The 22,576-nt window shown below is 72.4% G+C and carries 23 protein-coding genes; 16 read left to right on the top strand and 7 right to left on the bottom strand.

What is annotated here, in order from left to right:
• Positions 1 to 231 precede the first annotated feature (231 nt).
• A complete protein-coding gene (gene dnaE, locus D0Z67_RS07120) occupies positions 232 to 3,771 on the top strand; it encodes a DNA polymerase III subunit alpha (RefSeq protein ID WP_031182927.1) in 3,540 nt (1,179 codons plus the stop codon).
• 109 nt (positions 3,772 to 3,880) lie between these two features.
• On the opposite strand, the gene D0Z67_RS29635 is transcribed toward dnaE, so the two are convergent.
• Positions 3,881 to 4,054, bottom strand: coding sequence for a hypothetical protein (locus D0Z67_RS29635; protein ID WP_165507340.1), 174 nt, complete (start codon positions 4,052 to 4,054; stop codon positions 3,881 to 3,883).
• A gap of 225 nt (positions 4,055 to 4,279) precedes the next feature.
• Here D0Z67_RS29635 and D0Z67_RS07115 point away from each other — a divergent pair, with 225 nt between their 5' ends.
• The 4 genes from D0Z67_RS07115 to D0Z67_RS07100 all read left to right on the top strand — a co-directional run bounded on the left by D0Z67_RS07115 (position 4,280) and on the right by D0Z67_RS07100 (position 8,206).
• The gene (locus tag D0Z67_RS07115) at positions 4,280 to 5,503 is read left to right on the top strand and encodes an NYN domain-containing protein (protein WP_031182926.1); all 1,224 of its coding nucleotides are present in this window, start codon (positions 4,280 to 4,282) and stop codon (positions 5,501 to 5,503) included.
• 79 nt (positions 5,504 to 5,582) lie between these two features.
• Positions 5,583 to 6,596: an ABC transporter ATP-binding protein gene (locus tag D0Z67_RS07110; RefSeq protein ID WP_051887969.1), complete on the top strand. Its 1,014-nt coding sequence runs from the start codon at positions 5,583 to 5,585 to the stop codon at positions 6,594 to 6,596.
• 76 nt (positions 6,597 to 6,672) lie between these two features.
• The gene (locus D0Z67_RS07105; RefSeq protein WP_031182924.1) at positions 6,673 to 7,494 is read left to right on the top strand and encodes an ABC transporter permease; all 822 of its coding nucleotides are present in this window, start codon (positions 6,673 to 6,675) and stop codon (positions 7,492 to 7,494) included.
• 34 nt (positions 7,495 to 7,528) lie between these two features.
• Positions 7,529 to 8,206 (top strand): hypothetical protein, encoded by a 678-nt coding sequence (locus D0Z67_RS07100; RefSeq protein WP_051887967.1) that lies wholly within the window; start codon positions 7,529 to 7,531, stop codon positions 8,204 to 8,206.
• A 13-nt stretch (positions 8,207 to 8,219) separates the two neighbouring features.
• Here D0Z67_RS07100 and ybaK read toward each other — a convergent pair whose 3' ends face one another.
• The 4 genes from ybaK to D0Z67_RS07080 all read right to left on the bottom strand — a co-directional run bounded on the left by ybaK (position 8,220) and on the right by D0Z67_RS07080 (position 12,307).
• On the bottom strand, positions 8,220 to 8,720 hold the full coding sequence (gene ybaK, locus D0Z67_RS07095) for a Cys-tRNA(Pro) deacylase (RefSeq protein WP_031182922.1): 501 nt from the start codon (positions 8,718 to 8,720) through the stop codon (positions 8,220 to 8,222).
• 25 nt (positions 8,721 to 8,745) lie between these two features.
• Positions 8,746 to 9,486: an LON peptidase substrate-binding domain-containing protein gene (locus D0Z67_RS07090; RefSeq protein WP_031182921.1), complete on the bottom strand. Its 741-nt coding sequence runs from the start codon at positions 9,484 to 9,486 to the stop codon at positions 8,746 to 8,748.
• 90 nt (positions 9,487 to 9,576) lie between these two features.
• Positions 9,577 to 10,593: a hypothetical protein gene (locus D0Z67_RS07085; RefSeq protein WP_051887965.1), complete on the bottom strand. Its 1,017-nt coding sequence runs from the start codon at positions 10,591 to 10,593 to the stop codon at positions 9,577 to 9,579.
• 130 nt (positions 10,594 to 10,723) lie between these two features.
• Positions 10,724 to 12,307, bottom strand: coding sequence for a hypothetical protein (locus tag D0Z67_RS07080; protein WP_031182919.1), 1,584 nt, complete (start codon positions 12,305 to 12,307; stop codon positions 10,724 to 10,726).
• A 232-nt stretch (positions 12,308 to 12,539) separates the two neighbouring features.
• On the opposite strand from D0Z67_RS07080, the gene hisD reads away from it, so the two are divergent.
• From hisD to D0Z67_RS07040, 9 genes are read left to right on the top strand one after another with little or no spacing between them, the layout of a single operon-like run.
• Positions 12,540 to 13,865, top strand: coding sequence for a histidinol dehydrogenase (gene hisD / locus D0Z67_RS07075; protein WP_031182918.1), 1,326 nt, complete (start codon positions 12,540 to 12,542; stop codon positions 13,863 to 13,865).
• Positions 13,862 to 14,986 (top strand): histidinol-phosphate transaminase, encoded by a 1,125-nt coding sequence (locus D0Z67_RS07070; protein ID WP_031182917.1) that lies wholly within the window; start codon positions 13,862 to 13,864, stop codon positions 14,984 to 14,986. The genes hisD and D0Z67_RS07070 overlap by 4 nt, the downstream gene beginning before the upstream one ends.
• Complete coding sequence (gene hisB / locus D0Z67_RS07065; RefSeq protein ID WP_026248532.1) at positions 14,983 to 15,576, top strand: imidazoleglycerol-phosphate dehydratase HisB; 594 nt, start codon at positions 14,983 to 14,985, stop codon at positions 15,574 to 15,576. The genes D0Z67_RS07070 and hisB overlap by 4 nt, the downstream gene beginning before the upstream one ends.
• Before the next feature lie 4 nt (positions 15,577 to 15,580).
• Positions 15,581 to 15,745, top strand: coding sequence for a hypothetical protein (locus tag D0Z67_RS29630; RefSeq protein WP_031182916.1), 165 nt, complete (start codon positions 15,581 to 15,583; stop codon positions 15,743 to 15,745).
• On the top strand, positions 15,736 to 16,383 hold the full coding sequence (gene hisH, locus D0Z67_RS07060) for an imidazole glycerol phosphate synthase subunit HisH (protein ID WP_031182915.1): 648 nt from the start codon (positions 15,736 to 15,738) through the stop codon (positions 16,381 to 16,383). Before D0Z67_RS29630 ends, hisH begins: the two co-directional genes overlap by 10 nt.
• 4 nt (positions 16,384 to 16,387) lie before the next feature.
• Entirely contained in the window at positions 16,388 to 17,113 is a 726-nt protein-coding gene (gene priA / locus D0Z67_RS07055) for a bifunctional 1-(5-phosphoribosyl)-5-((5-phosphoribosylamino)methylideneamino)imidazole-4-carboxamide isomerase/phosphoribosylanthranilate isomerase PriA (protein WP_031182914.1), read from the top strand.
• A complete protein-coding gene (locus D0Z67_RS07050) occupies positions 17,110 to 17,505 on the top strand; it encodes a RidA family protein (protein ID WP_031182913.1) in 396 nt (131 codons plus the stop codon). The genes priA and D0Z67_RS07050 overlap by 4 nt, the downstream gene beginning before the upstream one ends.
• Positions 17,502 to 18,260 carry an imidazole glycerol phosphate synthase subunit HisF gene (hisF, locus tag D0Z67_RS07045; protein WP_031182912.1) on the top strand — a complete coding sequence of 253 codons (759 nt, stop codon included), beginning with the start codon at positions 17,502 to 17,504 and terminating at the stop codon, positions 18,258 to 18,260. The genes D0Z67_RS07050 and hisF overlap by 4 nt, the downstream gene beginning before the upstream one ends.
• Before the next feature lies 1 nt (position 18,261).
• The gene (locus tag D0Z67_RS07040) at positions 18,262 to 19,530 is read left to right on the top strand and encodes an MFS transporter (RefSeq protein ID WP_031182911.1); all 1,269 of its coding nucleotides are present in this window, start codon (positions 18,262 to 18,264) and stop codon (positions 19,528 to 19,530) included.
• 5 nt (positions 19,531 to 19,535) lie between these two features.
• Here D0Z67_RS07040 and D0Z67_RS07035 read toward each other — a convergent pair whose 3' ends face one another.
• Positions 19,536 to 19,934 carry a VOC family protein gene (locus D0Z67_RS07035; protein WP_031182910.1) on the bottom strand — a complete coding sequence of 133 codons (399 nt, stop codon included), beginning with the start codon at positions 19,932 to 19,934 and terminating at the stop codon, positions 19,536 to 19,538.
• A 37-nt stretch (positions 19,935 to 19,971) separates the two neighbouring features.
• Complete coding sequence (locus D0Z67_RS07030; RefSeq protein WP_031182909.1) at positions 19,972 to 20,607, bottom strand: TIGR03085 family metal-binding protein; 636 nt, start codon at positions 20,605 to 20,607, stop codon at positions 19,972 to 19,974.
• Between the two features lie 82 nt (positions 20,608 to 20,689).
• On the opposite strand from D0Z67_RS07030, the gene hisI reads away from it, so the two are divergent.
• Both hisI and D0Z67_RS07020 read left to right on the top strand, forming a co-directional pair.
• The gene (gene hisI / locus D0Z67_RS07025) at positions 20,690 to 21,070 is read left to right on the top strand and encodes a phosphoribosyl-AMP cyclohydrolase (RefSeq protein WP_031182908.1); all 381 of its coding nucleotides are present in this window, start codon (positions 20,690 to 20,692) and stop codon (positions 21,068 to 21,070) included.
• 5 nt (positions 21,071 to 21,075) lie between these two features.
• Positions 21,076 to 22,557: an anthranilate synthase component I gene (locus D0Z67_RS07020; RefSeq protein WP_031182907.1), complete on the top strand. Its 1,482-nt coding sequence runs from the start codon at positions 21,076 to 21,078 to the stop codon at positions 22,555 to 22,557.
• Positions 22,558 to 22,576 lie beyond the last annotated feature (19 nt).

The raw sequence follows: 22,576 nt of genomic DNA, 5'->3' as shown, positions 1-22,576 counted from the left end.
GCGGGGTGCCTCCTGGTGCGGGATCGTGCGGGATCGTGCGGGATCGAACGAAGGATGTGCGCGGGAACACGGGGGAGCCGTACCGCCGCGCCCCCTCCCGTCCACAACGGGCGACGCCGCGCCGGAGTGCCCGGTTCCCGCCCGAAGGTACGTGGACCGGGCCCGGCTGTGTCAGTGCCGGGGCATAGACTTCCGAGCTGTCCCCTTCTTGTTCACCCGGAGGCCGAAACCGTGTCGAAGCCGCCCTTCACGCACCTGCACGTCCACACCCAGTACTCGCTGCTGGACGGTGCCGCGCGGCTCAAGGACATGTTCAACGCGTGCAACGAGATGGGCATGACGCACATCGCCATGTCCGACCACGGCAACCTGCACGGGGCGTACGACTTCTTCCACACCGCGAAGAAGGCCGGGATCACCCCGATCATCGGGATCGAGGCGTATGTCGCCCCCGAGTCCCGGCGCAACAAGCGCAAGATCCAGTGGGGCCAGCCGCACCAGAAGCGGGACGACGTCTCCGGCTCCGGCGGTTACACCCACAAGACGATGTGGGCGGTGAACCGGACCGGCCTGCACAACATCTTCCGGCTGTCCTCCGACGCGTACGCCGAGGGCTGGCTGCAGAAGTGGCCCCGGATGGACAAGGAGACCATCTCCAAGTGGTCCGAGGGGATCGTGGCCTCCACCGGCTGCCCCTCCGGCGAGGTGCAGACCCGCCTCCGGCTCGGCCAGTTCGACGAGGCCATCAAGGCCGCCTCCGACTACCAGGACATCTTCGGCAAGGACCGGTACTTCCTGGAGCTGATGGACCACGGCATCGACATCGAGCACCGGGTCCGCGACGGCCTGCTGGAGATCGGCAAGAAGCTCGGCATCCCCCCGCTGGTCACCAACGACTCGCACTACACGTACGCGCACGAGGCGGCCGCCCACGACGCCCTGCTGTGCATCCAGACCGGCAAGAACCTCTCCGAGCCCGGCCGCTTCAAGTTCGACGGCACCGGCTACTACCTGAAGTCCACGGACGAGATGTACGCCATCGACTCCTCCGACGCCTGGCAGGAGGGGTGCGCCAACACCCTCCTGGTGGCGGAGATGGTCGACACCACGGGCATGTTCGAGGCCAAGAACCTCATGCCCAAGTTCGACATCCCGGACGGCTACACCGAAGTCACCTGGTTCAAGGAGGAGGTGCGCCGCGGCATGGAGCGCCGCTTCCCGGGCGGCATCCCCGACGACCGCCAGAAGCAGGCCGAGTACGAGATGGACGTCATCATCTCGATGGGCTTCCCCGGCTACTTCCTCGTGGTCGCCGACTTCATCATGTGGGCCAAGAACAACGGCATCGCGGTCGGCCCCGGCCGAGGCTCCGCGGCCGGCTCGATCGTCGCCTACGCCATGGGCATCACCGACCTCGACCCGATCCCGCACGGCCTGATCTTCGAGCGGTTCCTCAACCCCGAGCGCATCTCGATGCCCGATGTCGACATCGACTTCGACGAGCGCAGGCGCGTCGAGGTGATCCGGTACGTGACCGAGAAGTACGGCGCCGACAAGGTCGCCATGATCGGCACCTACGGCACCATCAAGGCCAAGAACGCGATCAAGGACTCCGCGCGCGTGCTGGGCTACCCGTACGCGATGGGCGACCGGATCACCAAGGCCATGCCCGCCGACGTCCTCGGCAAGGGCATCAACATCGACGGCATCACCAACCCCGAGCACCCCCGGTACTCGGAGGCGGGCGAGGTCCGGTCGATGTACGAGAACGAACCGGACGTGAAGAAGGTCATCGACACCGCGCGCGGTGTGGAGGGCCTGGTCCGGCAGATGGGCGTGCACGCCGCCGGCGTCATCATGTCCAGCGAGACCATCACCGAGCACGTCCCGGTGTGGGTGAGGCACACCGACGGCGTGACCATCACCCAGTGGGACTACCCGAGCTGTGAGTCGCTCGGCCTGCTGAAGATGGACTTCCTGGGCCTGCGCAACCTCACGATCATGGACGACGCCGTCAAGATGGTGAAGGCCAACAAGGGGATCGACATCGATCTCCTGAGCCTCCCGCTCGACGACCCCAAGACCTTCGAACTGCTCCAGCGCGGCGACACCCTCGGCGTCTTCCAGTTCGACGGCGGACCCATGCGCTCGCTGCTGCGCCTGATGAAGCCGGACAACTTCGAAGACATCTCCGCCGTCTCGGCCCTGTACCGGCCGGGCCCGATGGGCATGAACTCCCACACCAACTACGCCCTGCGCAAGAACGGGCAGCAGGAGATCACGCCGATCCACCCGGAGCTGGAGGAGCCGCTCCGGGAGGTCCTGGACGTCACCCACGGCCTGATCGTGTACCAGGAGCAGGTGCAGAAGGCCGCCCAGATCATCGCGGGCTACTCGCTCGGCGAGGCCGACATCCTCCGCCGCGTGATGGGCAAGAAGAAGCCCGAGGAGCTGGCGAAGAACTTCGTCCTGTTCCAGAAGGGCGCCCGCGACAAGGGCTTCAGCGACGAGGCCATCCAGGCGCTGTGGGACGTGCTGGTCCCGTTCGCCGGATACGCGTTCAACAAGGCGCACTCCGCCGCGTACGGCCTGGTGTCCTACTGGACCGCCTACCTCAAGGCCAACTACCCGGCCGAGTACATGGCCGGACTGCTGACCTCGGTCAAGGACGACAAGGACAAGTCGGCCGTCTACCTCAACGAGTGCCGGCGCATGGGCATCAAGGTGCTCCCGCCGAACGTCAACGAGTCGGAGTCCAACTTCGCCGCCCAGGGCGACGACGTGATCCTCTTCGGCCTCTCCGCGGTGCGCAACGTGGGCACCAACGTGGTCGAGGCGATCATCCGGGGCCGCAAGACCAAGGGGAAGTACCTGTCCTTCCCTGACTACCTCGACAAGGTCGAGGCGGTCGCCTGCAACAAGCGCACCACCGAGTCGCTGATCAAGGCCGGCGCCTTCGACTCGATGAACCACACCCGCAAGGGCCTCACCGCGCAGTACGAGCCGATGATCGACAACGTGGTCGCGGTCAAGCGCAAGGAGGCCGAGGGCCAGTTCGACCTCTTCGGCGGCATGGGCGAGGACGCGGGCGACGAACCCGGCTTCGGACTCGACGTCCAGTTCACCGACGAGGAGTGGGAGAAGACCTATCTCCTCGCCCAGGAGCGGGAGATGCTCGGTCTCTACGTCTCCGACCACCCGCTCTTCGGCCTGGAGCACGTGCTCTCCGACAAGGCCGACGCGGGCATCTCCCAGCTGACCGGCGGTGAGCACTCCGACGGCGCGGTGGTGACCATCGGCGGCATCATCTCCGGCCTCCAGCGCAAGATGACCAAGCAGGGCAACGCCTGGGCCATCGCCACCGTGGAGGACCTCGCGGGCTCCATCGAGTGCATGTTCTTCCCGGCGACCTACCAGCTCGTCTCGACCCAACTCGTCGAGGATGCCGTGGTGTTCGTCAAGGGCCGGCTCGACAAGCGGGAGGACGTGCCCCGGCTGGTCGCCATGGAGCTCCAGGTGCCCGACCTGTCCCACGCGGGCACCAACGCCCCCGTGGTGCTGACCATCCCGGCGGTCCGGGTCACCCCGCCGATGATCAGCCGCCTCGGCGAGATCCTCAGCCACCACAAGGGCGACAGCGAGGTCCGCATCAAGCTCCAGGGCCCGCGCAAGACCACCGTGCTGCGCCTGGACCGGCACCGGGTCAAGCCCGACCCCGCGCTCTACGGCGACCTCAAGGTCCTGCTCGGCCCGTCCTGCCTGACCGGCTGAGCCCGGCGGTACACCGGGCGACGCGATACGCAGAGCAAAAGGGGCGCACCCCGCGGAGGTGCGCCCCTTTTCGTATGCCTGCTGCGGGTCAAATGCCCTGTAGCGAGACTCAGTTGTGGCCGAAGCGCTTGCTCTGCTTGCGGGTGTGGTCCTGCTGGCCGCCCGCGATCTGGACGGTGGCCTCCTGCGCCTCGGGGGCCTGCTCGGCGGAGCGCTGGGACTGCTCGGCCTGGGAAGCACGGTTCTTCGGACCGGTCTGCTTGCGGTTCTTGTTCTTGGCCATGGGGATCTGCCTCCTGAAGGGGGTCTAGGGGCCAGGGCCGAAATTAGATTCACATACGCTGACATCAAGCGCATGTCGGATAATTACCGTGTGTGACAGGGCTGGTGGGGACACCGGCTCCCGAAACGCCACGCCGAAGATCGAGTTCCGGCCGTTAACCCCCGCGCGGTCGGGCAGACTCGAAGGAACGCCGAAGCAATACCTCCCGGAAAGAGGGTGAGTCGCGTGGACCGCTGCATCGTCCTGGTGGACGCCGGGTATCTGCTGGGAGCCGCCGCGAGCCTCCTCGCCGGTGAGCCCTCGCGGTCCCGGATCATCGTCGACCACACCGCGCTCATCCAGGCGCTGCGCGAACGCGCCGAGTCGGAGACCGGCCGCCCGCTGCTGCGCATCTACTGGTTCGACGGCGCCCCCGACCGGGTCCCCCAGCCGGAACACCGCAGACTCCGGGTGATGCCCCGGGTGACCGTCCGGCTCGGCGCCCTGACCAGGAGCGACGGCCGCTGGGCGCAGAAGGGCGTCGATGCGGCCATGCACGCCGAGCTGACCGAGCTGGCCCGTAACCGCGCCTGCTCCGACATCGTCCTCGTCACCGGCGACGGCGATCTGCTGCCCGGCATGATGGCGGCCAAGGAGCACGGCGTCGCCGTCCACCTGTGGGCCGTGCAGGCCGCCGACGGCGACTACAACCAGTCCGAGGACCTGGTCGCCGAGGCCGACGAACGGCGCGTGCTGGACCGCGCCTGGATCATCAAGGCCGTCCGCGCCAAGGAACTCACCGGCGTCTGCGCCCCGCCCCCGGTGCCCCGCCCCGAGATCGCCGCGATCCTCTCCGCCCCGCTGCCCGAGTCCGCGCCCTCCGGCCAGGAGCGCACCGCCGAGGACGACACCCACCGCCCGGCCGCCACCGCACCGGAGAACGGCGGCCAGGACCGGAGCGCCGCCCACAAGGGCGTCCCCACCCCCAAGGACCTCGCCGCGCTGCGCAACCCCACCCCCGGCGCCCCGCCTGCCCAGAACCCCGCGAGCGCCACCCTGCGCTGGTCCTCCGACAAGGGCTGGGTGGACCGGCCGGGCACCCCCGCCGAGCCGCCGGAGGTCGCCGCCATGCCGACGCTGGCCCAGCTCACCACCGCCGAGCAGCGCTGGGCGGACCGCGAGGAGGACATCACCACGGTCGGCGGCGACCCCTACGAGGTCGGCCAGGTCTTCGCCCGCCGCTGGATGGCCCGGCTCGGAGACCAGGGCCACCTCCAGCGGCTGTCCGCGATGTACCCCCGCATCCCGCACCGCATCGACGGCGAGCTGCTGCGCTACGCGGCCCGCTTCGGCCTGCTCGCCCACAAGGACGACCAGATCGACGAGCACGACCGCTACGCCATCCGGGCGGGGTTCTGGCGGGAGTTCGACGTCCCGGCCGCGGCGGAGAGCGCGACCGCCGGGGAGTGAACGCGCCCTGACCGGCGGATGCCGAGATGAGGTGCCCCAAAGGCGAGTAAAGGGTCCGCACCGCGTAGTCTCGTCCCTCGTGACCACGCGCGCGGGAGAGCCACTCAGGTACGACGACGTCGTACGCGTGCGCGCGCTCAGCAAGACCTATCCGCCCGTCAAAGGGCGGCGCGGCGCGGTCGGCGCGCCCGCGGTGCGGGCCACCGACCAGGTGACCCTGGACGTGCGGCACGGCGAGATCTTCGGGCTGCTCGGCCCCAACGGCGCCGGCAAGTCCACCCTGGTCCGCCAGCTCACCGGGCTGCTGCGCCCCGACTCCGGCAGCGTCGAGATCCTCGGCCACGACATCGTGCGCCACCCCGAGCGGGCCGCCCGCATCCTCGCCTACCTCGGCCAGGAGTCCTCCGCGCTGGACGAGCTGACGGTCGCCCTCGCCGTCGAGACCACCGGCCGGCTGCGCGGCCTTGAGGCACGCGCCGCCCGCGCCGAGCGGGACGCCGTCCTGGACGAGCTGGGACTCGCCCCGCTGGCCGGGCGCCCGCTGAAGAAGCTGTCCGGCGGCCAGCGGCGGCTCGCCTGCCTGGCCGCCGCCCTCGTCGGCGCGCGCCCGCTGCTGGTGCTGGACGAGCCGACCACCGGCATGGACCCGGTGGCCCGGCGCGCGGTCTGGGCCGCCGTCGACCGGCGCCGCGCCGAGCAGGGCGCGACCGTGCTGCTGGTCACCCACAACGTCATCGAGGCCGAGACCGTGCTCGACCGGGTCGCCGTGCTCGACGAGGGCCGGGTGATCGCCTGCGACACCCCGGCCGGGCTCAAGGAGCGGGTCTCCGGCGAGGTCCGGGTCGAGCTGGTCTGGCGGGAACGGGCGCCCCTTGACGTGCCCGAAGTCGCCGTCCTGCGTGAGCGGGCCGTGGAGGCCGGACGCCGCTGGACGCTCCGGCTCGCCCCCGAGGAGGCGCGGGCCGCCGTCGCCACCGTCACCGGCGGGGCCGCCTTCGCCGCGCTGGACGACTTCACCCTCGCCACGCCGAGCCTGGAGGACGTCTACCTCGCCCTCGGCGGGGAGGCCCGGCAGGGACTGGTCAAGGCGTGAGCACGGTCCTGATCGCATCCGTACGGTTCCTGGGGGACGTCTGTCCGGCCGCCGTCGTCAAGAGGAGCAGCGCGTCGTGAGTGTCGTACCCGCCGAGGTCCTGCCGGGCGGCGCGAGGAGCGTGCCGGGACAGGCGCGGCGCGCGGCCGAGCTGGGGCCGCCCGTGCGGCTGTGGCCTTCGCTGGCCGCCGTCTACCGGGCCCAGCTGTCACGGGCCCGGGTGGCGCGCATCCCGCTGCTGTTCGTGGCGACCTTCCAGTCGGTCGGCATCGCCGTGATGATGCGGGGCGTGGTGGACAGCGGGCCCGAGGCGCAGGCCGTGGTCGCCGGGTCCTCGGTGCTGGTCGTCGCCTATGTGGCGCTGAACCTGCTCTCGCAGTACTTCGGCCAGTTGCGGGCCAGCGGCGGGCTCGACCACTACGCCACGCTGCCGGTGCCGCCGGCCGCCGTGGTGCTGGGCGCGGCGGCCGCGTACGCCTCCTTCACCGTGCCGGGGACGCTGGTCACCGCGGTCGTGGGCTGCGCGCTGTTCGGGCTGCCGCTGTCCAACCTGTGGGTGCTGCTGGCGGTGATCCCGCTGGCCGGGGCCGCGCTGTCCGGGCTCGGTGCCGCCTGCGGGCTGCTCGCCCCGCGCCCCGAACTCGCCACGCTGCTCGGCCAGCTCGGCATGTCGGCGGCGCTGCTGCTCGGCGTGCTGCCCGCCGACCGGATGCCCGGCATCGTGCGCCTCGCCCGCGACCTGCTGCCCTCGACCTACGGGGTGGAGGCGTACGCGCGCACCTTCGGCCCGGACCCCGACTGGGCGGTGGTCCTCGCTGACCTGGGCGTGTGCGCGGGCGTCGGGGTGATCTCGCTGGCGGTGGCGACCCGCGCCTACCGCAGGGCCGCCGTCCGGTGACGCGGCGCGCGACACGACCTGGCACGATGTCAGGGTGACCGCACCGCTGACTCCGCCCCCGCCGCCGCACGACGACTTCGCGCATCAGCACGGAGGGGGCCCCTCGGGCGGGACACCGGTCGCGGACCCGTACGGACAGGACGGCCCCGGTATGAAGACCGAAGTACGCGAAGCCGTCGTCGTGGCCGTGGCGGTGGCGCTCTCCGGGGTGCTGCTCGGGCTGCTGTGGTGGTGGCTGGCCCCGCACGTGCCGCTGGTGGGTGAGACGACCGACCGGAGCTGGGTGGTCTACCTCAAGGACACCGAGGGCGAGCAGGCGGCCGGGGTGGACGGCACCTTCACCCTGCTGGGCCTGGCGTTCGGCCTGATCAGCGCGGTCGTGGTGTTCCTGCTGCGGCGGCGCGGAGGCGTGCCGCTGGTGGTGGGCCTCGGCGTCGGCGGGCTGCTCGCCTCGCTGCTGGCCTGGCGGCTCGGGGTCTGGCTGGGCCCGACCTCGGACGTGATCGCGCACGCCAAGGCGGTCGGCGCGGGCGTCACCTTCCCGGCCCCGCTCCGGCTCGGCGCCAAGGGCGCCCTGCTGGCCTGGCCGCTGGGCGCGCTCCTGGTCCACCTGGGCCTGACGGCCCTCTTCGGCCCGCGCGACCCCGACCCGTACGAGCAGGGCCCCTACGACCACGAGCCGCAGGGCCCGTACGGGACGCCGCCCGCGTAACCCGCGTATGGGGTCAGCCCCGGCCGATGGGTGCCAGGACGGCCTTCGTCAGGGTGGCCAGATCGGCGGGGGCGAGTTCGACCTCCAGACCGCGCCGGCCCGCCGAGACGCAGATCGTCGGGTGGGCGCCGGCCGACTCGTCCAGCACGGTGGGGAGCTTCTTGCGCTGGCCGAGCGGGGAGATGCCGCCGCGTACGTAACCGGTGGTGCGCTCGGCGAGTGCGGGGTCGGCCATCGCCGCCCGCTTGCCGCCGACGGCCGCCGCCAGCGCCTTCAGGTCCAGCGTGCCGGAGACCGGGACCACGGCCACCGTGAGGGCGCCGTCCACCTCGGCCACCAGGGTCTTGAAGACGCGGTCGGGGGAGACGCCCATCGCCTCGGCCGCCTCCTCGCCGTAGGAGGGGTGGGCCGGGTCGTGCTCGTAGGCGTGGACCGTGTGGTCCACGCCCGCCGCGCCGAGGGCCACCGTGGCGGGCGTGCCGCCCGCCTGCTGCTTCTTGGACTTCTTCGCCATCGCGGGTGCCGGCCCTCTGTTTCCCTCAGTTCAGACTGGTGCGCGCCCGCGTCAGCTCGAACGCGGGCAGGGACGGCAGACTACGGATGATCGCCGTCTCCGCGCGAAGCAGTTTCAGCTCGTCCCGCAGCCGGGACGCGGTGTCCGGGGCCTGGAGGAGCCGCTGCTTGGTCGGGGTGTCCAGCACCATCGCCGCCGCCACCAGGTAGGAGATCACACTGGGGTCGTCCGGCAGCTCGGAGTCGGCGGAGATGGAGCGCTCATGGGCGCCCGCCAGCCGCTTCTGGTACTGCTGGAAGGAGTGGAGCACCCCTTCGGCGAGCGCGCCCGCCTCGTCCCCGGGCTCCTCCGGCAGCTCCTCCACCTCGGCGGTGAGGAACGACCCGGAGTCGTCCACCGAGAGCAGCTTGACGCGGGTGGTGCCCGTGCACAGCACTTCGAACGTGCCGTCGGGACGCTCCCGGATGGTCGCGGCGTCCGCCACACAGGCCACCCGGTGCAGGGCCTTGAGCGGGTCGGGGCCGAAGCCGCCCGCCGGGGGCTCCTCGGTGCCGGCGTCGGGGTCCGGCAGGCCCGTGGCGCTGCGCGCCAGCTGATGGCCGTCGCGGATCGCCACGACGACGAACCGGCGCGGCTCGTCCTCCGGGGTCTTCAGCAGCTCGCGCATGATGGCGCGATACCGCTCCTCGAAGACGGACAGCGGCAGCACGAGTCCCGGGAACAGCGCCGTGTTCAGCGGGAAGAGAGGCAGGCGGGCGGTGGTCACGACGCCCCAGCCTAATGGTCCCGCCCGCGGGAGCGTCCGCGGCGCCAGCGGCAGTCTCACCGATCCGGGCCCGCCCGGCCCCCGCCGGACTCAGACGCGGGCGCGCGGCGGGGTCGGGAGCAGGGCGGCCAGGGCGCCGGGCGGGGCGTCGGCCAGCAGGGCGTCGCGCAGCCGCAGGAAGTGCCCGAGCGGGTCCTCGGACACCCGGCTCCACGGCAACGAGGTGGCGTACGGGCCGGTCAGCGCGAGCTGGGTGCGGGCCTCCTCCCAGCGCTCCAGGCGCAGCAGGACGTACAGCAGCGTGTTGCGGACCTCGGCCGGGCGGGGGTCGGCGGCCGGGAAGCGGGCGGAGAGGGCCACCGCGCGGTCGGCGGCGGCGAGCAGCCGCTCGCGGGGCACCTCGGGGCCGCAGGCGTCGGTGAGGTAGCCGAAGGCGGCCCGCAGCGGGAGCGCCTGCACCAGCGAGCCGGGCGGGGCGTCCTGGGCGGCCGGCTCGGCGAAGTCGAAGCACTCGCCGTGCGAGCCGTGCCAGAAGGTGGCCAGATAGCGCAGCGCGGCCACATGGCAGCCGTAGTGGTGCGGGGAGCGGCGTACGGCCGCCTCCCACAGCTCCTCGAAGTAGCGGTGGCCCGCGCGGGAGCCGCGCGCGTGGTCCAGCGCGATCCGCCAGGGCACCGGGTCGCGGTCGTCGGCGCGGGCGGCGGCCGTGATCAGCGGGCTGGCCTCGCGCAGCAGCTCGGCCCGGCCCGGCGAGGGCCAGGCGCGGTCCACGGCCAGCTGGGCGCCGACCAGCAGCACGCCGGGGTCGCCGGGGTCGGCCGCGCGCCATGCCTCGAACCACTCGGGGCGGGAGCGGGCGAAGGCGGCGAGCCGGGTGGCGTAGGCGTCGCGCTCCTCCCACTGGGCCGCCGCGCGGGTGGCCGCGAGCAGGGCGGCGGCGACCGTGAACCCGCCCTGCCCGGCCGAGACCAGGGCGGGGGAGAGGCGGTCGTCGGGCGCGTCGAGGATGACGTCGTCGGCCGGTGCGGGGGAGTCCGGGCGCGAGGCGCGTCGTGTCTTCCGGGTGGGGCGGAGGAACGCCGGCAGCAGAACCATGGTGCCGACCATTGAAAGTCCGCAGGTCGGGCCCGCGCCAGAGGGTTGGGACAAGTGATGGAAGGTTGTGCCGCCGGGGGTCAAGGAACCGCAAAAAGGTGGCTTTTCCTCTATTGTCAGGCCCCTGCCACCATAAGCCGTGTCAGCTCCGCCGCAGCAGCCGCGTCGCGCCCGCCGCCACCGACGTCGCCAGCACCCAGCCCAGGATGATCAGCGCCGCCGCCAGCCACGGCCACGCCCCGCGCAGCTGCCACTGGTCGAGCTGGCCCAGGTCGATCACCGGCAGCAGCAGGTCCAGGGTGAGCAGCGCCGGGCTCCACGCCGGATGGTCCTCGGAGTGCGCCGGGGGCGGATCGGCCTGCGCGAACGCCAGCGTGCCCGCCGCCCACAGCACCGTCAGCCACAGCGCGGCCCGGCCAGGACGGTATCCGTAGGCGACCGTCCAGTCCTGGAGGTACCCCCACAGCTTGGCCGCCAGCGGCAGGGTCTCGCGGCGTCTGCGGTGCTTGGCCAGCAGGACGTCGCGGGCGTCCTCGTCCTCCCCGGCCGCCCGCAGCACCGCGGCCAGCCGCTCGTACGGCTCCGGGTGGTACTCGGCGGTCGCCGCCGCCACCCAGTCCAGCCTGTGGGCCAGCGGGAAGGGGCCGCGCGGTACGAGGTTCTCGTAGGTGAAACCGCTCATCTGGAGGTTCCCCGGCTCCGGCCAACTGCCTGCCTGGTCCACCAGGTTGACGATCCGGGCGCCCGACAGCACCACCCGGCCCGACGGCGGCCGGTCCCCGAGGAAGCGCAACTCGGGCGTCTGCACCCGGCGCAGCGACAGCTCCTGGTCGTCGGTGAGCACGAACCGCGCCCCCTCCAGGTCCACCGCGTCCCCGAACCGGCCGTCGTCCAGCCGCATCCCGCCCCGGCACTCGAACCGCTGCACCCGGGTCCCACGCGCCGGTGTCGTCCCGCTCAGCAGCGGGCTGCCCACCGCGGCCGGGGTCAGATACAGGGTCCGCTCCACCGTCAGCTGCGGGGCGTTCAGCGCCAGTCGGGCGTACGGGTTGGACAGCCGGGCCCCGCGCAGGCTCAGCGACACGCCCACCTGGGCGCCGCGCAGCCGGAGTTCGCCGTACGACTCCAGCATCTCCGCCTGGAGGTCCTGGCCGACCGTCATACCGTCCGCCGCGATGGACCGCCCGCTGCGGTCACGGTGCGCGACCGCCTGGTTCAGCATCAGGTCGGTGCCTATCCGGGCGTCGGTCAGCCGGACGCCGGTTCGGAAGCGGCAGCGCGCCAGGTGCAGATCGCCCTCGGTGCGCACCCGCGCCGCCTCCAGGCGGGGCACCGCGCAGTCCACCAGCCGCACCGTGGTGAAGTGCGCCTCCGGCACCCGGACCTCGTCGTCGAACCGGCAGCACCGCAGCTCCACGTACGGCGTGACCGTGCCGCCCGCCAGGTCCACCGTGCCGGTGATCCGCACCCCGGTCAGCTTCAGCGAGGAGACCCGGCCCGCGAGCGCGGGCGGCCCGTCCAGCAGCAGCCAGCACACCACCCGCGCCCGCACACTGCGCTCCGGGCCCCAGGGGATGCCGCCGTGCGGATCGTCCACGGCCGGATCGCCGCTGGTCAGGTCGTACACGCTGCCGTTGCGGAACGCCTGCCACATGCCCGCCTCGGCCGGGGTCAGATCGTCCGGCAGCTCCTGGGCGCCCGGACCGGCCGCCAGTGCCTCGGTCACCGCGGCTCCTCTCCCGCGAGCCGGCCACGGGCGTCACCGCCCGGCCCGCCGCCCACGTCCGTCCCACACGTCGTTCCCCGGCTCATGCCCGCCGAGTGACGGGTTCGACACACAAAGTGAGGGTGAACTCGCGGGATTTGGCCACGCTCTGTGCCACCGGTTGTCCCACGTTCTGTATCAGCCATTGATACGCGCGGACGGGGTCCGGCGCCGGTCTGAGAGAATTGGGACTGTGATCTCCCGAATCGATCTGCGCGGCGACGCCCTCCCCGAGGGCCCCGCCCTGCGCGACCTGCTGCCCCGAGCCGACTTCGACGTCTCGGCCGCCCTGGAGAAGGTGCGTCCGATCTGCGAGGCCGTGCATCATCGTGGCGACGCGGCACTGATCGACTTCGCGGAGAAGTTCGACGGAGTACGGCTGGAATCCGTCCGTGTCCCGGCCCAGGCGCTCACCGACGCCCTGGCGGACCTCGACCCGGCCGTGCGCGCCGCCCTGGAGGAGTCCATCCGCCGGGCCCGCCTGGTCCACCGCGCCCAGCGCCGCAGCCCCCACAGCACCCAGGTCGTCCCCGGCGGCACCGTCACCGAGAAGTGGGTCCCCGTCGACCGGGTCGGGCTGTACGCGCCCGGCGGCCGCTCGGTCTACCCCTCCTCCGTGATCATGAACGTGGTGCCCGCGCAGGAGGCCGGCGTCGGCTCCGTCGCGCTCGCCTCGCCGCCGCAGGCCGAGTTCGGCGGCCTTCCGCACCCGACCATCCTCGCCGCCTGCGCCCTGCTCGGCGTGGACGAGGTGTACGCGGCCGGCGGCGCCACCGCCGTGGCGATGTTCGCCTACGGCACCGAGTCCTGCCCGCCCGCCAACATGGTCGCCGGCCCCGGCAACATCTGGGTCGCCGCCGCCAAGCGCTTCTTCACCGGCAAGATCGGCATCGACGCCGAGGCCGGCCCCACCGAGATCGCGGTCCTCGCCGACGACACCGCCGACCCGGTGCACGTCGCCTCCGACCTGATCAGCCAGGCCGAGCACGACCCGCTGGCCGCCGCCGTCCTGGTCACCGACTCGGTCGCGCTGGCCGACGCTGTGGACGAGGAGCTGAAGACCCAGGTCGCCGCCACCAAGCACATCGACGACCGGATCGTGCCCGCGCTGAACGGGCAGCAGTCCGCGATCGTCCTCGTGGACGGCGTCGAGGAGGGCCTGCGGGTGGTCGACGCGTACGGCGCCGAGCACCTGGAGATCCAGACCCGGGACGCGGCCGCCGTCGCCGACCGGGTGCGCAACGCTGGCGCCGTCTTCATCGGCCCCTGGGCGCCGGTCTCCCTCGGGGACTACGCGGCCGGCTCCAACCACGTGCTGCCCACCGGCGGCTGCGCCTGCCACTCCTCGGGCCTGTCCGTGCAGTCCTTCCTGCGCGGCATCCACATCGTGGACTACACCGAGGACGCCCTCGCCGAGGTCGCCCACCACGTGGTGACGCTCGCGGAGGCGGAGGACCTGCCCGCGCACGGCGCGGCGGTCAAGGCCCGCTTCGGCTGGAAGGTACCGGGGACCAAGTGACCGGCAACAGTGCCCAGTCCCCCTGGGACGAACTCCCCATCCGTGACGAGCTGCGCGGCAAGTCCCCCTACGGCGCGCCCCAGTTGGACGTCCCCGTCCGGCTGAACACCAACGAGAACCCCTACCCGCTGCCCGAGCCGCTGGTCGAGCGGATCGCGGAGCGGGTGCGCGAGGCCGCCCGGAACCTGAACCGCTACCCCGACCGGGACGCCGTCCAGCTCCGCACCGAACTCGCCAAGTACCTCACCACGACCGGCCACCACCCCCTCACCGCCGAGAACGTCTGGGCGGCCAACGGCTCCAACGAGGTCATCCAGCAGCTCCTCCAGACCTTCGGCGGGCCCGGCCGTACCGCGCTCGGCTTCGAGCCGTCGTACTCGATGCACGCGCTGATCGCGCGCGGCACCGGGACCGGGTGGATCTCCGGGCCGCGCGGCGCGGACTTCACCATCGACCTGCCCGCCGCCGAGCGCGCCATTGCCGAGCACCGGCCCGACGTCGTGTTCGTCACCACCCCCAACAACCCCACCGGCAACGCCGTCCCGCCCGAGACCGTCCTCGCGCTGTACGAGGCCGCGCAGGCGGCGAAGCCGTCCATGGTGATCGTGGACGAGGCGTACATCGAGTTCAGCCACGGCGACTCGCTGCTGCCCCTGCTCCGGGGCCGCCCGCATCTGGTGGTCTCGCGGACCATGTCCAAGGCGTTCGGCGCCGCCGGACTGCGCCTCGGCTACCTGGCCGCCGACCCGGCCGTGGTGGACGCCGTCCAGCTGGTCCGGCTGCCCTACCACCTGAGCGCCGTCACCCAGGCGACCGCGCTGGCCGCGCTGGAGCACACCGACACGCTGCTCGGCTATGTCGAGCAGCTCAAGACCGAGCGGGACCGGCTCGTCGCCGAACTGCGGGCCATCGGTTACGAGGTGACCGAGTCCGACGCCAACTTCGTGCAGTTCGGCCGCTTCGAGGACACCCAGGGCGCGTGGCGCCGCATCCTCGACAAGGGGGTGCTGGTCCGGGACAACGGCGTGCCCGGATGGCTGCGGGTGACCGCCGGAACCCCCGAAGAGAACGACGCGTTCCTCGACGCGGTACGGGACCTGAAGAAGGAGCTTGACGCATGAGCCGCACAGGACGCGTGCAGCGCACCACCAAGGAGACCTCGGTCCTCGTCGAGATCGACCTCGACGGCACCGGCAAGACCGACATCGCCACCGGCGTCGGCTTCTACGACCACATGCTCGACCAGCTCGGCCGGCACGGTCTGTTCGACCTCACCGTGAAGACCGACGGCGACCTGCACATCGACACCCACCACACCATCGAGGACACCGCCCTCGCGCTCGGCGCCGCCTTCAAGCAGGCGCTCGGCGACAAGGTGGGCATCTACCGCTTCGGCAACTGCACGGTCCCGCTGGACGAGTCCCTCGCCCAGGTCACCGTCGACCTCTCCGGCCGCCCCTACCTCGTGCACACCGAGCCCGAGAAGATGGCGCCGATGATCGGCGAGTACGACACCACGATGACCCGGCACATCCTGGAGTCCTTCGTCGCCCAGGCCCAGATCGCGCTGCACGTGCACGTGCCCTACGGACGCAACGCGCACCACATCGTGGAGTGCCAGTTCAAGGCCCTCGCCCGCGCCCTGCGCTACGCCAGCGAGCGCGACCCGCGCGCGGCCGGCATCCTCCCCTCCACGAAGGGCGCGCTGTAACCCCATGACCGGACTGTCCACCATCCTGATCGTCGTCGGCCTCTTCCTGGTCGGCGGCATCATCTCCTTCGTCAAGCAGAAGATGCCCGCCAGCCTGATCGTGCTGGTCTCCATCGGCGCGGCCATGTGCCTGGTCGCGGGCGTCATGCGGCTGGGGGTGTGGAGTTGACCGACGTGAAGAAGGTCGTGGTCTTCGACTACGGCTTCGGCAACGTCCGTTCCGCCGAGCGGGCGCTGGCCCGGGTGGGCGCCGAGGTGGAGATCACCCGCGACTTCGACAAGGCGATGAACGCCGACGGCCTGCTGGTGCCCGGCGTCGGCGCCTTCGCCGCCTGCATGACCGGCCTGCGCGAGGCCCGCGGCGACTGGGTCGTCGACCGGCGCCTGGCCGGCGGCCGCCCGGTGCTCGGCATCTGCGTCGGCATGCAGATCCTGTTCGCGCGCGGGATCGAGCACGGGGTGGAGACCGACGGCCTGGACGAGTGGCCCGGCACGGTCGGCCCGCTCAAGGCCGACGTGGTGCCCCACATGGGCTGGAACACCGTCGACGCCCCGGCCGGCTCGCGCCTCTTCGCGGGGATCGACCCGGAGAGCCGCTTCTACTTCGTGCACTCCTACGCCGTGCAGGACTGGGACTTCGAGCAGCTCAACGCGGCCATGACCCCGCCCGCGGTGACCTGGTCGACCTACGGTGGGCCGTTCGTGGCCGCCGTGGAGAACGGCGCGCTGTCCGCCACCCAGTTCCACCCCGAGAAGTCCGGCGACGCCGGAGCCCAGCTCCTCACCAACTGGATCGGAACCCTCTAATACCATGGCCAAGCTCGAACTGCTCCCCGCCGTCGACGTCCGCGACGGCCAGGCCGTACGCCTCGTGCACGGCGAGTCCGGCTCCGAGACCTCCTACGGCTCCCCGCTGGAGGCGGCCCTCGCCTGGCAGCGCGCGGGCGCCGAGTGGCTGCATCTGGTCGACCTGGACGCCGCGTTCGGCACCGGGGACAACCGGGACCTGATCGCCGAGGTCGCGAAGGCCATGGACATCAAGGTGGAGCTGTCCGGCGGCATCCGCGACGACGACACCCTCGCCGCCGCCCTCGCCACCGGCTGCACCCGCGTCAACCTCGGCACCGCAGCCCTGGAGACCCCCGAGTGGGTCGCCAAGGTCATCGCCGAGCACGGCGACAAGATCGCCGTCGGCCTCGACGTACGCGGCACCACCCTGCGCGGCCGCGGCTGGACCCGCGACGGCGGCGACCTCTACGAGACGCTCGCCCGCCTGGACCGCGAGGGCTGCGCCCGCTACGTGGTCACCGACATCGCCAAGGACGGCACCCTCCAGGGCCCCAACCTGGAGCTGCTGAGGAACGTCTGCGCGGTCACCGACCGCCCGGTCGTCGCCTCCGGCGGCGTCTCCTCGCTGGACGACCTGCGCGCCATCGCCGACCTCGTGCCGCTCGGCGTCGAGGGCTCCATCGTCGGCAAGGCGCTGTACGCCGAGGCGTTCACCCTGGAAGAGGCCCTCGCGGCGGTGTCCCGGTGAGCGACGTACGCCGGATCAGCACCGGCGCGCCCTGGGAGGACCAGTTCGGCTACTCGCGCGCCGTGGAGCTGCCGAACGGTCTGGTGCTGGTCTCCGGCTGCACCTCCATCGTGGACGGGCAGATCGCCGGAGGCGGTCCGTACGAGCAGGCCGTCAACGCCTTCGCCGTCGCGCTGAGCGCGCTGGAGCAGGTGGGCCTCGGCCGCGACGATGTGGTGCGCACCCGTATGTACCTCACCCATGCCCGGGACGTGGAGGAGGTCGGACGCGCACACAAGGAGCTGTTCGACACCGTCCGGCCCGCCGCATCCATGATCATCGTCTCCGGTTTCGTGGACCCCAGCCTGGTCGTCGAGATCGAGGTGGAGGCGTTCCGAGGAGTGTCCGCATGACCCTGGCCGTACGCGTGATCCCCTGCCTGGACGTGGACAACGGCCGGGTCGTCAAGGGCGTCAACTTCCAGAACCTGCGCGACGCGGGCGACCCGGTGGAGATGGCCAAGGTCTACGACGCCGAGGGCGCCGACGAGCTGACCTTCCTGGACATCACCGCCTCCTCCGGCGACCGGGAGACCACCTACGACGTGGTGCGCCGCACCGCCGAGCAGGTCTTCATCCCGCTCACCGTCGGCGGCGGCGTCCGCACCGCCGAGGACGTGGACAAGCTGCTGCGGGCCGGCGCCGACAAGGTGGGCGTCAACACGGCCGCCATCGCCCGGCCCGACCTCATCCGCGAGATCGCCGAGCGGTTCGGCCGCCAGGTGCTGGTCCTCTCGGTGGACGCCCGCCGCACCCCGTCCGGCTCCTTCGAGGTCACCACCCACGGCGGCCGCACGGGCACCGGCATCGACGCGGTCGAGTGGGCGCACCGGGCCGCCGAGCTGGGCGCGGGCGAGATCCTGCTCAACTCGATGGACGCAGACGGCACCAAGGACGGCTACGACCTCGACATGCTGGCGGCTGTCCGGGCGCACGTCTCGGTCCCGGTGATCGCCTCCGGCGGCGCGGGCGCCCTCGCGCACTTCCCGCCGGCCGTCGACGCGGGCGCGGACGCGGTACTGGCCGCCTCCGTCTTCCACTTCGGCGATCTGCGCATCGGCCAGGTCAAGGACACCCTGCGAGAAGCGGGCCACCCGGTCCGTGTCTGAGCTGTCCGAACCGAGCCCCCTCGCCGACACCGAGACCCGCCCGGCCGCCCCGACAGGCGACCGGGCGGCTCACCGTGACCCCAACGTGCTGCGCTGGCTGGGCGCCTACACCGCGTCCATGCTCGGCGACAACGTCTACTACATCGCCCTGTCCTGGGCCGCCGTCCGCGCCGGGAGCCCCTCGCAGGCCGGGCTGGTGATGGCGGCCGGCGCCGTGCCCAGGGCCTTGCTGCTGCTGGGCGGCGGGGTGATCGCGGACCGGTTCGGACCGCGCCGGGTGGTCGTCGGCAGTGACGCCGTGCGGTGCGCGGCCGTGCTCGCGGTGGCCGCGCTGCTGTCCGTCACCACGCCCGGACTGTGGCCGCTGGCCGCGCTGGCGCTGGTCTTCGGCACCGTGGACGCCGTCTTCATGCCGGCCGTCGGCGCGCTCCCGGCCCGGATCACCGCGCCCGGCCAGCTGGCCCGGGTGCAGGGCCTGCGCGGGCTCGCCATCCGGATCGCCGGTGTCGTCGGCGCCCCGCTCGGTGGGCTCGGCGTCGCGCTCGGCGGCGCGGCCACCGCGTTCGGGCTGGCCGGACTGCTCATCGCGCTCTCGCTGCCCCTGCTGATCACCGTCCGGATCAGACCGCTGCCCGTCGAGGAGACCGCCCGCGAGGCGGGCACCGCCTGGGCCGGACTGGTGGACGGCCTGCGCCACGTCCGGCGCCACCGCGTCCTCGGCCCGCTGATGCTCGCCATCGCCCTCGGCGACTTCGGCTTCGTCGGCCCGCTCAACGTCGGCCTCACCCTGCTCGCCGACCGGCGCGGCTGGGGTGCGCCCGGCATGGGCTGGGTGCTCGCCGGGTTCGGCGTCGGCGCGGGCGCCGTCTCCCTGCTGCTCGCGGTACGCGGCCGGGTCCCGCGCGCCGGACTGACCGCGGCCTGGTCGATCCTCGCCGGGTCCGTCGCCATCGGCGCCCTCGCCTATGTGCCGGTACTCCCGGCGGCGGTCGGGGTGGCCCTGCTGGTCGGGCTGCTCGCCGGGCTCAGCGGCGCGATGTGCGGGGCGCTCCTCCAGACCCAGGCCGACCCCGCCTACCTGGGCCGGATCACCGCCGTCGCCAGTCTGGTCAGCCTGGGGCTCGCCCCGCTGAGCATGCCGTTCGCGGCCGCCGCGATCGGTCTGTGGGGACTCGGGCCGGTGTTCGTGGCCAGCGCGGCGGTGTGCGGTCTCGGCGGGGTCGTCGTGCTGTGCTTCCCCCACCTCAGGCGGGCCGAGCTGCCCGCCTGAGGCGTTCAGCGCAGCCGCTGGGTGAGCTGGACCAGATTGCCCACCGTGTCGTCCAGCACGGCCGCCAGGACCGGCCCCTGCTCCTGCGGGGGATGGGTGAACCGGACATCGGCGGCGCGCAGCCGCTCGTACTCCACGCGCATGTCGTCCACCTCGAACACGATGGTCGGCAGGCCCGCCTCGTACAGCGCGGTGCGGTACGGCTCGGCGATGGGGCCGCCGCCGGGCTCCAGCAGGAGCTGGAGGTCCGGCTGGACGCCCTGGGGGGCGCCCACCGTCACGAACAGCAGGCCGTCGCCGAGGTCCATGTGGAGCCGGGTCTCGAACCCCAGCACCTCCGTGTAGAAGGCGTGCGCCCGCGCCACGTCGTCCACGTACACCCCGGTCATGGCGACCTTGATCATGGCGGCTCCCAGCCGTTCGAGGCGGGTCGGAGGCGGGTCAGAGACCGAGCTGACGGCAGTCGTGCAGGGAGGTGATCGCGTCCGCGTCGCCCTCCAGCGCCACCTTGGCCGCGTCCTGCCGCCCGTAGGCGAACATCAGCAGCTCCGAGGGCTCACCGGTCGCCGTGACCACCGGGGTGCCCCGGTGCGCCACCGCCGTACGGCCGTCCGGGCGGCGCAGCACCAGACCGGTCGGGGCGTGCCGCCCGGTCATCCGGGCCGTGCGCTCCAGCCGCGACCAGAGCAGGTCCTGGAAGACCGGGTCCAGCTCGCGCGGGCTCCAGTCGGGCTGGGCGCGGCGCACGTCCTCGGCGTGGATGTAGAACTCGACGATGTTGGCGGCCTCGTCCACCTGCTTGATCCGGAACGGGGAGAACTTCGGCGGGCCGGTGCGGATCAGCTGGACCAGTTCGTCGTAGGGCTTGGCCGCGTACTCGTCCATGACCCGGTCCAGCCGGGAGGCCAGCGGCTTGGCGAACATCCCGGCCACCGCGTCGGGGCGCCGTTCGCGCACCACCACGTGCGCGGCCAGATCACGGGTCGTCCAGCCCTCGCACAGGGTCGGTGCGTCCGGGCCGGCGGTTTCCAAGAGGTCTGCGAGCAGGAGCCGTTCACGCTTGGCGAAGGTCGACATGGCTTCAGCCTACGGCCACCCCCGAGGACCACGCAGCGGACACGGAACGTGACCCCGGGCACCGCACGGCACAATGGCACCCATGACCCGTACGACCGGCAGCCCCCGTCCCAGCGGCCTCGACCCCGAGATCGCCGCCCGCCTCAAGCGCGACCCGGACGGCCTCGTCCCCGCCGTGGCCCAGCAGTACGACACCGGCGAGGTGCTGATGCTCGGCTGGATGGACGACGAGGCGCTGCACCGCACGCTGACCACCGGCCGCTGCACGTACTGGTCCCGCAGCCGCCAGGAGTACTGGGTCAAGGGCGACACCTCCGGGCACGTCCAGGCCGTGAAGTCGGTCGCGCTGGACTGCGACGCCGACACCGTGCTGGTCAAGGTCGACCAGACCGGCGCCGCCTGCCACACCGGTGACCGGACCTGCTTCGACGCCGACGTGCTGCTCAAGGGAGAGGACCAGTGACCGCCATGGACCTCGACACCTTCCGCAAGCTCGCCGCCGACCGGCGGGTCGTCCCGGTCACCCGCAAGCTCCTCGCCGACGGCGACACCCCCGTCGCCCTCTACCGCAAGCTGGCCGCCGAACGCCCCGGCACCTTCCTGCTGGAGTCCGCCGAGAACGGCCGTTCCTGGTCCCGCTACTCCTTCGTCGGCGTCCACTCGACGGGCACCCTCACGACCCGCGACGGCGAGGCCCACTGGCTCGGCACCCCGCCGGTCGGCGTCCCCACCGACGGCGACCCGCTGGCCGCGCTGCGCGCCACCCTCCAGGCCCTGCACACCCCGCACCAGGAGGGCCTGCCGCCCTTCACCGGCGGCATGGTCGGCTACCTCGGCTACGACATCGTCCGCCGCCTGGAGAAGATCGGCCCCGGCGAGCGCGACGACCTGAACCTGCCCGAGCTGACCATGCTTCTGACCAGCGACCTCGCGGTGATGGACCACTGGGAGGGCTCGGTCCTGCTGATCGCCAACGCGATCAACCACAACGACCTCGACACCGGCGTGGACGAGGCGTACGCCGACGCGGTCGCCCGGCTCGACGCCATGGAGGCCGACCTGGCCCGCCCGGTCGCCCAGCCCCCGGCCGTGCTGCCGCCCTCGGAGCTGCCCGAGTACACCGCGCTGTGGGGCGGCCCCGACTTCCGGGAGGCCGTGGAGGACGTCAAGGAGCGCATCCGCGCGGGCGAGGCGTTCCAGGTCGTCCCCTCCCAGCGCTTCGAGACGCCCTGCACCGCGAGCGCGCTGGACGTGTACCGGGTGCTGCGGGCCACCAACCCGTCCCCGTACATGTACCTGTTCCGGTTCGAGGGGTTCGACGTGGTCGGCTCCTCGCCCGAGGCGCTGGTCAAGGTCGAGGACGGGCGCGCCATGGTGCACCCCATCGCGGGCACCCGGCACCGGGGCGCCACCCCGCAGGAGGACCAGGCGCTCGCCGACGAGCTGATGGCCGACCCCAAGGAGCGCGCCGAGCACCTGATGCTGGTCGACCTCGGCCGCAACGACCTCGGCCGGGTCTGCGAGCCCGGCTCGGTGGAGGTCGTCGACTTCATGTCGATCGAGCGCTACTCGCACGTGATGCACATCGTGTCCACCGTCACCGGCGAGGTGGCCGGCGGCCGCACCGCCTTCGACGTGCTGACCGCCTGCTTCCCGGCCGGCACCCTCTCCGGCGCCCCCAAGCCCCGCGCGATGCAGATCATCGACGAACTCGAACCCTCCCGGCGCGGCCTGTACGGCGGCTGCGTCGGCTACCTCGACTTCGCGGGCGACTCCGACACCGCCATCGCCATCCGCACCGCCCTGCTGCGCGACGGCACGGCATACGTGCAGGCCGGAGCCGGGATCGTCGCGGACTCCGACCCGGTCGCCGAGGACCAGGAGTGCCGCAACAAGGCGGCGGCCGTGCTGCGCGCCGTCCACACCGCCAACCGGCTGGGCACCGTGTGACCCGTTCGTCGGAACCCCG

It is taken from the genome of Streptomyces seoulensis (genome assembly GCF_004328625.1).
Classification (GTDB): domain Bacteria; phylum Actinomycetota; class Actinomycetes; order Streptomycetales; family Streptomycetaceae; genus Streptomyces; species Streptomyces seoulensis.
Note: the sequence above shows the minus strand (reverse complement) of the source record. Positions and strands in the feature narration are given on the sequence as shown.